The 11,426-nt window shown below is 56.9% G+C and carries 14 protein-coding genes; 4 read left to right on the top strand and 10 right to left on the bottom strand.

Going from position 1 to position 11,426, the window contains the following annotated elements:
* Positions 1-64: 64 nt before the first annotated feature.
* The 9 genes from nucS to ACQUQO_RS17125 form a co-directional block, all read right to left on the bottom strand.
* Positions 65-799, bottom strand: a complete 735-nt coding sequence (gene nucS / locus ACQUQO_RS17165) for an endonuclease NucS (RefSeq protein WP_435079708.1) — start codon at positions 797-799, stop codon at positions 65-67.
* Between the two features lie 203 nt (positions 800-1,002).
* A complete protein-coding gene (locus ACQUQO_RS17160) occupies positions 1,003-1,905 on the bottom strand; it encodes a hypothetical protein (RefSeq protein WP_435079706.1) in 903 nt (300 codons plus the stop codon).
* Between the two features lie 146 nt (positions 1,906-2,051).
* Entirely contained in the window at positions 2,052-2,483 is a 432-nt protein-coding gene (locus tag ACQUQO_RS17155) for a transcriptional regulator (RefSeq protein WP_435079704.1), read from the bottom strand.
* 14 nt (positions 2,484-2,497) lie between these two features.
* Positions 2,498-2,830 (bottom strand): type II toxin-antitoxin system PemK/MazF family toxin, encoded by a 333-nt coding sequence (locus ACQUQO_RS17150; RefSeq protein ID WP_435079703.1) that lies wholly within the window; start codon positions 2,828-2,830, stop codon positions 2,498-2,500.
* Positions 2,831-3,166 carry a DeoR family transcriptional regulator gene (locus ACQUQO_RS17145; protein WP_435079701.1) on the bottom strand — a complete coding sequence of 112 codons (336 nt, stop codon included), beginning with the start codon at positions 3,164-3,166 and terminating at the stop codon, positions 2,831-2,833.
* A 319-nt stretch (positions 3,167-3,485) separates the two neighbouring features.
* Complete coding sequence (locus ACQUQO_RS17140; protein ID WP_435079699.1) at positions 3,486-3,653, bottom strand: DUF1931 domain-containing protein; 168 nt, start codon at positions 3,651-3,653, stop codon at positions 3,486-3,488.
* 101 nt (positions 3,654-3,754) lie between these two features.
* Positions 3,755-4,060, bottom strand: coding sequence for a hypothetical protein (locus ACQUQO_RS17135; RefSeq protein ID WP_435079698.1), 306 nt, complete (start codon positions 4,058-4,060; stop codon positions 3,755-3,757).
* 220 nt (positions 4,061-4,280) lie between these two features.
* Positions 4,281-4,436, bottom strand: a complete 156-nt coding sequence (locus ACQUQO_RS17130) for a hypothetical protein (protein ID WP_435079696.1) — start codon at positions 4,434-4,436, stop codon at positions 4,281-4,283.
* 573 nt (positions 4,437-5,009) lie between these two features.
* Complete coding sequence (locus ACQUQO_RS17125) at positions 5,010-6,179, bottom strand: ISH3 family transposase (protein WP_435079695.1); 1,170 nt, start codon at positions 6,177-6,179, stop codon at positions 5,010-5,012.
* 110 nt (positions 6,180-6,289) lie between these two features.
* Here ACQUQO_RS17125 and ACQUQO_RS17120 point away from each other — a divergent pair, with 110 nt between their 5' ends.
* Together ACQUQO_RS17120 and ACQUQO_RS17115 are read left to right on the top strand one after the other, a co-directional pair.
* Positions 6,290-6,496: a cold-shock protein gene (locus ACQUQO_RS17120; protein ID WP_435079694.1), complete on the top strand. Its 207-nt coding sequence runs from the start codon at positions 6,290-6,292 to the stop codon at positions 6,494-6,496.
* Between the two features lie 322 nt (positions 6,497-6,818).
* Positions 6,819-8,288: an MATE family efflux transporter gene (locus tag ACQUQO_RS17115; protein WP_435079692.1), complete on the top strand. Its 1,470-nt coding sequence runs from the start codon at positions 6,819-6,821 to the stop codon at positions 8,286-8,288.
* Positions 8,289-8,377: 89 nt separating this feature from the next.
* On the opposite strand, the gene ACQUQO_RS17110 is transcribed toward ACQUQO_RS17115, so the two are convergent.
* A complete protein-coding gene (locus ACQUQO_RS17110) occupies positions 8,378-9,208 on the bottom strand; it encodes a DUF7260 family protein (RefSeq protein WP_435079690.1) in 831 nt (276 codons plus the stop codon).
* 234 nt (positions 9,209-9,442) lie between these two features.
* On the opposite strand from ACQUQO_RS17110, the gene ACQUQO_RS17105 reads away from it, so the two are divergent.
* Positions 9,443-10,450: a TIGR04024 family LLM class F420-dependent oxidoreductase gene (locus ACQUQO_RS17105; protein ID WP_435079688.1), complete on the top strand. Its 1,008-nt coding sequence runs from the start codon at positions 9,443-9,445 to the stop codon at positions 10,448-10,450.
* 348 nt (positions 10,451-10,798) lie between these two features.
* Positions 10,799-10,981 (top strand): helix-turn-helix domain-containing protein, encoded by a 183-nt coding sequence (locus ACQUQO_RS17100; RefSeq protein ID WP_435079687.1) that lies wholly within the window; start codon positions 10,799-10,801, stop codon positions 10,979-10,981.
* The last annotated feature ends 445 nt before the right edge of the window (positions 10,982-11,426 follow it).

Raw genomic sequence — 11,426 nt, 5'->3', positions numbered from 1 at the left:
TCCTCCTCACTCCGTTCATGAACCGACTTCGTTTCCAGCCGTGATCATGCGGTTTGCCGTTTAGCTAAAGACGGATGGATTCTGATTCTTCTGTGGTGAGAGAGATGAACTCCAAATTTTCGGTTGCCAGTAGTTCCTCGGCCCGGTCAGTCACTGACGGAGCAACCAAGATTCCACGAACAGACCTGCCCGGATGATTGCGTTCGAGCGCGGCGACATAGCGATTCAGTTGGCCGACTGCATCAGGACCGACCCGCCGGCGTTTGAGTTCAACGATGGTTGGCGTGCCGTTGGCGTCTTCGCCATAGATGTCGACTGCGCCGGCGGAGGTTTCGCGTTCGGTCATCATCGCTTGGAACCCCTCTTCGAGTACGTCCGGATTTTCGAGAATCCGCTGGCGGAGGTCTTCCTCGCTGCCTTCGAGTGCGAGGCGCGATGTGTCATCTAATTCGAGGAGTGAGGCCTGTATGAGCGTCTCGAAGGTGATTTCGATCTCTTCGTGCGGAGAGGTACGGACACTCTCGACGATGAGGCGGTTGTCGTCGATACGCGTGCTGTGCGTCGACCCGGGCGGCTGCCAGTTGACGGGCTTGCGCTGCTCGTCCCGGTGGACCAACAGCGTGCCGTCGGGCTTGAGAATCACCAACCGCTCACCCGCGGGGAGATGACTTGACGCGCGTCCATCGTATTCAACTTCGCACTCGCCGACAAGCGTGATCATTCCGCCGCACTCGAAACCCGTTTCGAGTAAATCGAGCGCATTTTCAACTGCCGGATGAGTCAGCGATGAGACGGGCATAGTCGAGAGTTGGTGTCGGTATGGGTATCGGTTGTGCCGCTCTTTAGATTTGCTTGTACCAGTCGGCGGTTTCGCGGTAGGATCGCTCTGCATCGTCGTGCTGGGCACGCTCGACGGTTGCACGCACTTCATTGAGTACTGTGTAAGCGCTAGAGAGGTCGTCGGCGAGTGTGTTAGCCGGATAGTTGGATAGTTCTCTTCTGTCAGTTGTGGTCATTCTGGCCATCTGTGTATGGGTTGGTTCCTCGAAAGCTCATCGGGGGCTGTATTTCCTGAGACGATGCCCGCCATTTTTCGAACAGTTCCACTGCCCACTTGCGAAACTCAGAGTCGGCGGTCCTGAGAAAAGCACCTTCTGGGTATTTCTCATGGGCAAAATATCCAACGACCACCCAATCATCGAAAATACAAATAGAAAATGGAACATTTTCGGCTGATTCGTACATGGCGACCGGATTGTGCAACGCGATGGAGTTGAGCCAGTGGCGGACAGTCCGCGATGTAGGAATTGCTGGATGAGTATTCACCAGTTCTTCTGTCATTGCTTCCATCACACGTGATCCAAAGAGTAGTTCCGACTCACTGCTACTTTCAACCAATGTCCGAATTTCGTCTTCGTATATACTGGGAACCGAACCCCATGCCGCATAGAACCGGCGCGGTTGAACAGCAGCTAACCAGTCTTGCATTTCCGCACTCGTAACCCTCACCGCCGCCTCATCAACAGCAACCTCGGTGGCCGTTAAGTCATCAATTGCTGGCGGTGGTTCTCCCTCAGCTATATCACCGAGAATTGTCGACAGCGCCTCGACTTCGGCTTGCTTTTCTGGATCAGTTCCGATCATCTCCACGCCGCCGCACAACTTTCGCAGTGTGAAGAACACATCGTCTGCTACGGTGGATTGGGGGCTAAGCACCGCTGCGGCTTCGTCGGAAGCCGACGAGTCCTCACGGAGCAGTCGGTAGAGGGTGGTTTGATCAGTCGTGTTTATGAATTCACAGATCTCGTCAAACTCAACAAGCTCCTCGTCGCTGTCCTGACTTACTGTATCCTGAATCTCAATTATCACCGCGAGAGCGAGCATGTGGAGTTCTGACTCATCCATCTGAGATTCCCCTCCGAAAGTGATGAGCGTCGGAACCGTATGTAGGCACGGATAGTCGCTGCTGAGTTGACCGCTCGATAGTGCGCATCCGAGCGATTTCCGTTGTAGTGCAGCTGAACGGACTTTGCGGGGGTTAGTGGCCGGCGTCAGGCTTCGACGGATTCGCTTGCGTCTGTATCTTCGTCAGCTATCAATGGGAGTTCGACGGCAATCTTGTCGTACCAAACGCTGGGTCGCTTCGAGTGTCCATCGTCCTTGAACTCGACGAGGCCGAGGTCTTCCAATTCCTCCAGGTTGCGATGGACTTGCCGGACGTCGCGTCCAACGAGCCGAGCAGTTTCGCGTATACTATCGGGATGCTCACGAGCCAGTGTCTGGAGCAGTTCGAGGTTTTTTGGGCGTGTCACCCGGTGGAGGTTGTCCTCGTCGCGGTAGACGCGCTCGAAGTAGGGGTCGGGCGTCTCACCGCGGTCGAGGGCCTTCAGTGTCTCCTCGACGCGCTCTGAGTTCCCGCGTCCGAAGTGGATATGCATCGTGCGCGGTGCGTTCTCGCTGTCGTCAGGGCCAGTGTTCGCCATGATCTTGTACCTCTTTACAGGACCGGCTCCATGAATTCGTGCGCGGCGTCAGCCACGCGCTGAAGGATGGTGTTGGACACCTGCGCTACTCGCTGGTGAATCTCGCCGTGCTCGAACTCGTGTAATGACCACGGCTTGATGTAGGAGGGGTGGGTGTGCAGCTCGCCCTGAACCACGTCCTCGGCATCGAGGCGTACTGCCTCATCGAACTGGGTGGTCGTCATGACGGCGAGCGTGTAGTCCTGTCCGTAGTAGGGGCGGTCGTCGTTCGATACGACGAGAAAGGGCCGGCTGCCGGGTTTGTACGGGTCGTCAACCAGAACGACTGAACCATGCTTGTACGCCATTCACGCGCCTTCTTCGAGGTCCGGCAGGTCCTCAGACCACCCCGGATTTTGCGCGTAGTAATCGTCGTCGTGCCGCCGGCTGATGGCTTCCATCTTCCCGTGATCGGACACCCACCAGATGACAGCACTCGCTCCGATTTTCCGCCGTCGGATGGTCCCGTCTTCATGGAGTTGGGTGAGGTTGCGCCGCGCGGTCTCGCGCGAGCACCCTACCGCTTCGGACACGTCGCCAACGGTCACGACGGGCCCGTCCGTGTCTCGCATTGCTGTTAGTACCTCGGTGGTCGTTGTTGTCTCGACATACTCGCCCGTTTCTGCTCGGTCTTTGCCAGCCATACAACCGGGTACGGATTCGCAGGGCATTAGCCTTGTGCCACGGAGCGCATGAAAAACTCAACATCATGGGGGCCGAAGCATATGGTAGAGACATTACCACTCCTTGGGACGTGCGGTGCAGGGGAAACGCTAGCGGGCTATGGACCCGAGAGCAGTGCTGTCTTCACACCAGCGACGGAGATACGACAGCAATCGTCTTCAGGTGGGGGAGAGGGGAGGTTTACTATAGAAATTGAAATATTGACTGCCATGCTTTCGTACATGGCGCGGCGCTCAGCGCTGACAGGTACCAAGCCCGGCTTGCCGAGTCAGATTCAACTCAGAGATCGCGAGGCTGGACAGTCTTCCGGTCGTTGGCCTCTGCTCGCCGTGCCGCATCCGCAAGTAAATCCGCGACTTCGCCATCGAGCGCGTCATAGAAATCCGACGAGACGTTCTGGTCTGCGAGCTGTTCTTTGACCGCCGAGTTGACGATGAGATCCGTCATGCAGCCTGTACTCCCAGCCATTCGCACTTATAACCCATCGAAGCGTGGCGAAAGTAAACCCACTACCTCAGCTTGGTAATCAGAGGCAGTACGTGAGGTCGTTAGTGACCTGCCTCAAGCTCCTCGCCGGTTTTCATGACTTGGAGTTTGTCGTTGATGTTCTCGATGCTATCGTCGAGTTCAGCGACGAATTCGCGTGCTTGGTCGGTTGTGGTCGCACCTTGATTCGTGGGTTCGATCAGCTGTTCCTCTTCGAGGACGCGCAGTGAGTAGCGGACTTTATGGTGTTCGTACCCCGTTTCGTTCGACATTCTCACGATGCCGATGGGTTCGTTTTCGAGCACCATCCCCAACACGTCGAAATGGCGCAGTAGCATATCGACCTCTTTCTCAAGTCGATCCATCATGGTGGCTGATATTTCGTGCCGATGCGAGTTAACTGTTGTTGCCGTAGTGACTGTCCAATTGTAGACCCTTTGTGACCGAGTCCGCTGTACATCGCTAGCACTCTTTGGGTTGGATGGAATCAGTTATCTTCTGGTATGATAGTGCTCGATGAGTCACTCCGAATCGGGCGTGGAGCCGAACCGTGTGGTGAACGTCTAAGTGTTGGTCTCGGGAGCGCGGTTACTGGCGGTTCGTGATGTCTGTGCTTCCGCACTCGGGACATTGGGTGAGGATGCCGAGCGGTGGTGCTTCGACGGTGTTCCATTGGTTGTCGCTGGATCTGGCTTCGAACCCGCAGTTCAGACACAGCGACGGCCGGGCGGTCGATTCACTCATTGGCATCGGGTTCCGGGCTTTGGGAGCGTTCCGAGTGTCCTGAGTTCCGACTCCGGGTCGTCATCGACGTGGTCGCTCTCGTGAGCCATAGTAACATCTACCAGAGCCAAGGCCCCTAACTGTTTCTCTGGGATGTGATCCGGTTAAGCGCAAGATTCGGCTACCCGATAGCGGAACACTGGGCATGATTGGACTGCGAGCCTGTGCTCGTTGGTTCGGCATGTTCGAGTCGGATATGGCGTTTCATGGGGCGGTAGTCGTTCGGCCCGATCTCGAACACTCGCTCGCAGAACGGGCACTGCTGATACACGGCTCCCATGTGAAAGCATAGCAGTGTGTTCTTGTGTCTCTTTCCCTTGCTACCGCAATTGGTCTGTGAACTACTTTCAGTACCTCACAAAGCACGCCAGTTGACTACTTCCGAGGCGTGAATTCGGTGGGAAAATCGGCATCGAGCAACTGCTGAGGAGGGTTATTCGGCACCAAGGACATCGAACCTGTCGCAGTCGGCGGCGGAACGCCGCCGACGCGACAGTGTTGCCACTCGCCGAGCGGGCGGTCCCGGTCGGTGGATTACCGTTCGAAGCGGTCGTCCGGAGGCTTGTTCGCGGGGACGGCGCGACGCACCGCGAGCGCCGTCTCCGCTGCCCGCCGTACCATCCCGAGGAACTCGTCGAATCGCCACGACCAGAGGCGTCGCGCGCCACGGCGCGGCGACGCCACATACTCCCAATGGAGATACCGCCACGCGTTCTGGAGAAGGAAGCTGATCAGCACGTACAGAAACCGCACCGCCGGATTCTGTGTCGTCGTATTCGCTACGCTTCGTTCTGACAGACGGTAGGATGATTCGACCCCGAACCGTCGGCTGTAGTACTTCCGAGCCTGACGTGGCGTCTCGATGAACGGCGCGTCGACGGCGTAGCCGTGACGCGCCACGCCCTCTTCGTCATACTTCCCTTTCTGGTACGTACAGTCGATGTAGACCGGGAAATCGACGGTCCACGTGTGACCGTCGATTTCCCCTTGGAGGTCGTGATCGATCACGCGGCTCCAGCCTTCACTCAGTTCGTTCTGGATCGTTTCGCCCCACTTCACGATAGGCATGACGAACGCGTAGTTGTGGGCGGCCAGCAGCGTCAAACAGTACGTATCGTAGAACTCACGGTCGAGGTAGACGGCCTTGACCCGGAGGTCAAGGCCTTCAAGCACGCCGAGCAGTTCCGCGAGGATCGAGCTGGCGGTGTCGCCGTCGGTCAGACGGCGCACCGCCAGCGTGTAGCGTTTGTTGCGCACCCGCGCGTAGAGCGTGGCGTAGCCGTGGAACGTGGTCGTTCCGGCTTTAGCGAGTGATTCGTAGAGTTCTTCCTCGGAGTCGTACTCTTCGCCGTAGTACGGACGGAGGTGGAGGTCGGCGGCGACCTCCACCGGCCGATCCGGAAGCAGTTCGAGGATATCTTGCTGGATGAGTGTCTTGCCGACTCGTTCGAGCTCTCCGAGCTCGAATTTCGTCCGGAGGTGGTGGAGAATCGTATTGCCGTGCGGTGATTCTTCTGAAATCTCGCAGAGGTGACTGACCGAGTCCTCGTCGGCTGTTGCGCCGACGAGGACGTCCCAGATGTCTTCGGAGTCGATATCGGCGTTTTCGCCGAGTCCGATATCGATCTCCTCGTCGAGGGTGTTGACGAGGAAGTTAAGCACCTGCTCTTCGGTGAGTTCGTTGGCTGCTTGGTCTGGTCGCATCAGCCGACCAAGCAGCCCGTTCACCTAACCCGCTTTGTGAGGTACTGACTTTCCCTTGCCACCGACACACCAATTATCGTGGAAACGGTACTTCAGGACGGAGGGGAAAGATGGCGCAAACTGTACTGGTGCGCGGTCAGGTAGCGTACGTCAATCCAGAGAGCGGCTGTGGATTCATCACGACCAAAGAAACCGAACAGGACGTGTTGTTCCTGCGTGATTCTGTCGAAGGGTCCGTTCCCGATGTCGGCGAAGACGTTCGATTCGAGCTGATAGAAACACAGGACGGACCGCGTGCGCGAGATATCCGTGTTTAGCTGAGCAGTCATTTTTGCGGATTCGGCCTTCCGAACATCTACCTCGAAGGCACTGTGAGCGGGTGCTATCTCAGAGGCGAGATCGCAAAGCGATCAGTCAGCAGCCAACTCCTCTTCGATACCGATTTCGGCCACCGACTCGTGGAGCTACTGGTTGATATCAAATCTATTCCAGATGATAGCTCTCTTTTTATATCGGTCTTAGATATTGTTAATCATCCGGGTAATAAGCGATGAGACGCCTTGAATGTGCGAACGCCGACGACGCGGTAAGCGTGTAGAGATGTGCTTGTTTAAACGGCTCTAGCGAGTATTTTTGAGTGTGCTTTCGGCCCTTCAGAATCGGCTTCGAGCGGTGATCTTCCGCTTTCCGGCGCTGCTTGCGCGTCTGGGCATCGTCAATCGCGAGAAGGGCGACGAGGCGTTCGACCTCGCCGTGCCAGTGATGGTCAGCGGCGGCATGCGCACGGTCCTGCGTGCGAGCGACTTCTTCATGATCAGCCTCGCACTCGGCGGGTCGGCAGTCGCAGGCCTCGAGCTCGGTTTTCAGTACTACTTTATCGGGTTCGGCCTCGCACTCGGGCTTTCGAGTGGCACTATTAGTCTGGTCTCACGCTTCGTCGGGGCTGGCGAGCCTGAGAACGCGAATTTCGCCGTCAAGCAATCTTTCTGGATCGCACTCACGATTTCCGTGCCGCTCACGCTCGTCACATGGGGTTTCGCCGAAGAGATGGTTGGGTTGCTGACCAACGATCCTGCGACGATTCGGTTGGGCGGTACTTATCTCCGGATAGTGATGCTTTCGGTTTCATTCCGTTTTTGGAGTATGATCGCTGCACGGGCATTACAGGGGGCGGGCGATGCTCGAACACCGATGCACGTTCGGTTAGTAACCATCCCAATCAACCTCGTGTTGAATGCCGTGCTTATTTTCGGATTCGGGCCATTCCCACGTCTCGAAGTTGCGGGCGCAGCGTGGGGCACGACAATCGCGAACATGCTCGCCGCGTGCGCGTTCGGAGTCATCCTGCTCTCGGGGGCGTATTCCGTGCGCTTTCCGCTGGGAGGCCGTCAGTGGGACGGCGAGATAGCGCGCGAGATCGTCCGCGTGGGCTACCCGCTGAGCGGGATGCAGTTGATCCGGACGTTCGGTCGTTTTCCATTCTTATTCATCCTTGCGAACCTTGGAACGTCGGTCGTGGCGGCGTATGCGATCGCCCGGCGAGTAATGTTGCTGGCGATGATGCCCGCGTGGGGTTACTCGACGGCCTCCAGCACGTTGGTAGGCCAGAGTATCGGAGCGGGACGCGAGGCCGACGCGACGGACTACGGATGGCAGACGCTCCGGATTGCGCTGGCGACCCAGATCCTGATCGGTGGCGTGCTCGCTGTACTCGCGCGGCCGATTGCGGTGGTGTTCGGTGCGAGTTCACCGGGACTCACGGTGGAGTTCATCCGCGTGTTCGGGATTGGGGTGGTGGCGTACAGCGTTTCGCGGACGATGCGGGGTGGCTTGCGCGGGGCTGGAGACACGCTCTGGCCGCTCTACGGCACAATACTTGGGACTGCTCTTCGGATTCCGATTGCGGCGATGGGCCTGCCCGCGGGTTTAGCAGTCATATCGCTGACCGGCTGGACGTTCGCGCCGGGTTTGGGATTCGGGATCGGAGCGGTTTATGCAGCGATTCTCATCGATATGTACAGCCGAGCGGGTGTCAACCTCTTCCGGTTTGCGACGGGTCGCTGGAAGGTGGTTGCGCGACGCTCGGCGGTAGGGGCTAGCGATGATTGACTTGAGGAAATGTTTACTCGTGATTCTCCAAAGAATCACGACTGATTTCTTGACGAGAGATCACCGGGCTGAGCGGCTCTCTATGTTCATCAAGAGGAAGCTGATGGGGAGCGAATATGAGAGCTTTCTCGTGAAGAGAGTGTGTCGTCAATGTCATCACACGCGGTGCGAAGCGTGTCAGCCAGACTGGTAATGTCGGTCAGCACGGGATAGGTGACTGGCAATGATCGGTAGAGATACTCGATAAACTCGAGATCGATGTGGTGAGTACTAGGCACACGCTGTTCGTGGAGGGTGGTCTGACGATCAGTAGCCAGGCGATTGCATTCTCGCTCGCGTTCGTGGAGATTCTTCTGGGTAGTTGTCAGCTCTTCATCTGGCCACGTCTGGAGCGACTGTGCCGAAAGGATGTCATCGAGATCAGCACCCAACTCCGAGAGGGTTTCGTCAGCATTCTGGAGAGCGCTGTGTTCGTGTTTGAGTCCCTGTAGCAACGCGTGACGGCTCTTCTGTGCCCGAGTACTGGCTTCGAGGAGTCGGTCTCGTAGCTGCGGTGTGAGGTGGTTGGTGTTAGCGAGTGCAGCAGCCGTTTCGGACCCGAATTCCTCGGAAATACTCTCACCGAGCGAGTCACCGTACTCTTCGGAGTAATGATCAACATCCATGATAGTCTCTCGGTACAGTTTGCACACGCGTATGATTTGAGACTCCGAGCTTGATATGGAGGTTTGATCAAGCGCCGTCTGAACGGGCGTGTGGCGGGGTGGGTTCGTTTTCGAAGCAGTTCCCGTCACAGAGAACTCCGAAAGGCGGTCGCTAAACCTCGCGAATGCTTTGCGTTCGCTCGCCGTACGATCCCGGTCAGTCGCGACGACCTCTATTGCGGACCGAACATGGGTCGGAACGAAACGTGTCGTCATTGTTTACCTGAATGAGACGTAAGCACATAGGTCTGACCGCCACCATTCACAGCTCCAACAGAAGACCTCGTGCGGATAGCGCAACAGCTCCAATTGATCTGACGCTCATCCCGATACATCTGCTATGTTGAGGCGTTGTCTACGAGACAACAGCATAGCGCCGGAACGACTCCACCGCGAACAGAGACGGAGTGAGGAAACCATTTTAGTCCCCTTCGCGCCTCGCTCACACCCATGACCATCCCGTTGGATCTCGTGGTGAGTGTCTCCGACCACGACTCGCTTGACTCAGTGGCGACCCAAGCCCGCCGTGCTGAGGAGTACGGCTTCGAGCGGGTCTCGGCCGGCGAGACCACTGGCTGGGATATGGTGACGACGTTCGCGGTTATCGGCGAGCGGACCGACCATATCGGACTCTCGAACGACGTGCTCTCGCCGTATGGCCGTGCTCCGACCGTTCTCGCCCAGACCGCGCTGACGATGCACGAAGCGACAAGTGGACGATTCAGGCTCGGGCTGGGGACGAGTTCACCCGCCATCGCTAAGCGGTGGCATGGCGCATCCTTCGACCGACCACTCCGACGTCTCCGGGAGACCATCGACATCGTCCGGGGGGTGTACGAAGGTGGCTCTGTGAATTACGACGGCGAAATCTATCAACTGGATGGTCTTTCCTACGACCGGGCGGTGCCCGACGATCCACCATCGATAGATGTCGCCGCCCTCGGACCGAAGGCGGTCGAACTCGCTGGGCGGTTCGCCGATGGCTGGGTGCCACAGTTGTTCACTGTTGGGGGCCTCGACGAGCGGATGGCGGACCTCCGACGCGGGGCGGAGCTGGGCGGACGCGACCCGACGGACCTCCGCGTCGCCCCGCTAGTACGATGTTTCGCCAGCGAGGACCGCGAACGCGCCCGCGAGGAGACCCGCGCGATGGTAGCATTCCTCGTTGGCGCGTACGGTCCGTTCTACGGCCAGTCCGTCGCCGAGCAGGGCTACGAGGACGTCGTCGAAGAGATACGGGCCGCGTGGGACGACCGGGACACCGCTGCCATGGCCGCCGCGCTTCCCGACGAACTGCTGGATGAGATTGCCGCCGCTGGGACGCCCGACGAGGTGCGCGAACAAATCAAACAATTCGGCGAGATCGACGGCGTGAGTGCGGTACGGATTGGGTTCGTCCGTGGGATGGATTCGGCGGACAAAGAGATGACCATGGAGGTCCTCGGTTCGATGCTGTAAGCAGACTCGTATCTGCTTCCAGTAGCGCCCGAGCATGCCAGAGACTGCAGGGTTCGAGCACGTCTTGCCAAAGGCGAGGGAGTATATCAACTACCTCCTCATCTGTGGTGAGACCAGACAAGATAAACCACGCCAAACCAACGGTCAAGGTCGTATGATATCGATTATCAAAGCGACTATCGGCAGAGGCGTGCATGACAGATACTGCCCATACAATCTCGAAATAGAAATATGAACTTGATGGCGAACTCTAACTAGCAGATATAAACAAAAATAGCTAGATTTTTGGCATCCTATCTTTCATGAGGAGTATGAACAAACTCAAAGAAGTTGATGGGGAGGCGCTCCGTGACGCTCTTGGGGGAAGCGTCGAGTGCGAAGGCGGCCAAGCGGCTGATGATCGCACTCGCCTACGCGGATGGCGTCCGCGTTGAAACACTGAGTGAGAGGTATGATATTCCGCGTGCGACTGTCTACTCGTGGCTCGACCGCTTCGAACACCACTCGATCAACGATGCCCTTGAAGACTAATCCCCAGCCCGGATGCCCATCCAAGCCCATTGCTTCCCAGTGCGAGCGGTTCTTCGATGAGTTAGCAGGATCACCGGCAGAACTGGGATATGATGCATCTGAATAAGTGGTCGAACGTGCGCAGTGGCATATTAAAATAGTATATTATATCTCCTACTCGCTGGGACATGTTCGCCAACTACTTCACGAACATCAATAAGTTCCTGAGTGAATTAATATTCTCAATAAATATCTTCTCAACAACGACAATATAGTAATAAAATGCGTTCTATTTTTAAGTATTTATCTTTATATCGCAGTTTGCATCCATTTGTTCACTCGTATTTCACTAATTAGCCTGGCATCTACCCACGGTAAAAGTACAATTATGAGGGCGAAGTAAAAAGGAGTCCCTTTTGACGATTCATAGGTCACAAGCAGATTCTGATAAACTTATTAGGATTAT

The organism is Halococcus sp. AFM35, from assembly GCF_051195015.1.
In the GTDB taxonomy this organism is placed as follows: domain Archaea; phylum Halobacteriota; class Halobacteria; order Halobacteriales; family Halococcaceae; genus Halococcus.
Note: the sequence above shows the minus strand (reverse complement) of the source record. Positions and strands in the feature narration are given on the sequence as shown.

What these genes read in the sequence shown, in the direction of transcription:
- nucS (WP_435079708.1), bottom strand. Translation starts at nt 799, where the DNA reads ATGCCCGTCTCATCGCTGACTCATCCGGCAGTTGAAAATGCGCTCGAT.
- ACQUQO_RS17130 (WP_435079696.1), bottom strand. Translation starts at nt 4,436, where the DNA reads ATGAGTGAATCGACCGCCCGGCCGTCGCTGTGTCTGAACTGCGGGTTC.
- ACQUQO_RS17155 (WP_435079704.1), bottom strand. Translation starts at nt 2,483, where the DNA reads ATGGCGAACACTGGCCCTGACGACAGCGAGAACGCACCGCGCACGATG.
- ACQUQO_RS17135 (WP_435079698.1), bottom strand. Translation starts at nt 4,060, where the DNA reads ATGATGGATCGACTTGAGAAAGAGGTCGATATGCTACTGCGCCATTTC.
- ACQUQO_RS17140 (WP_435079699.1), bottom strand. Translation starts at nt 3,653, where the DNA reads ATGACGGATCTCATCGTCAACTCGGCGGTCAAAGAACAGCTCGCAGAC.
- ACQUQO_RS17150 (WP_435079703.1), bottom strand. Translation starts at nt 2,830, where the DNA reads ATGGCGTACAAGCATGGTTCAGTCGTTCTGGTTGACGACCCGTACAAA.
- ACQUQO_RS17125 (WP_435079695.1), bottom strand. Translation starts at nt 6,179, where the DNA reads ATGCGACCAGACCAAGCAGCCAACGAACTCACCGAAGAGCAGGTGCTT.
- ACQUQO_RS17145 (WP_435079701.1), bottom strand. Translation starts at nt 3,166, where the DNA reads ATGGCTGGCAAAGACCGAGCAGAAACGGGCGAGTATGTCGAGACAACA.
- ACQUQO_RS17110 (WP_435079690.1), bottom strand. Translation starts at nt 9,208, where the DNA reads ATGACGACACGTTTCGTTCCGACCCATGTTCGGTCCGCAATAGAGGTC.
- ACQUQO_RS17105 (WP_435079688.1), top strand. Translation starts at nt 9,443, where the DNA reads ATGACCATCCCGTTGGATCTCGTGGTGAGTGTCTCCGACCACGACTCG.
- ACQUQO_RS17120 (WP_435079694.1), top strand. Translation starts at nt 6,290, where the DNA reads ATGGCGCAAACTGTACTGGTGCGCGGTCAGGTAGCGTACGTCAATCCA.
- ACQUQO_RS17160 (WP_435079706.1), bottom strand. Translation starts at nt 1,905, where the DNA reads ATGGATGAGTCAGAACTCCACATGCTCGCTCTCGCGGTGATAATTGAG.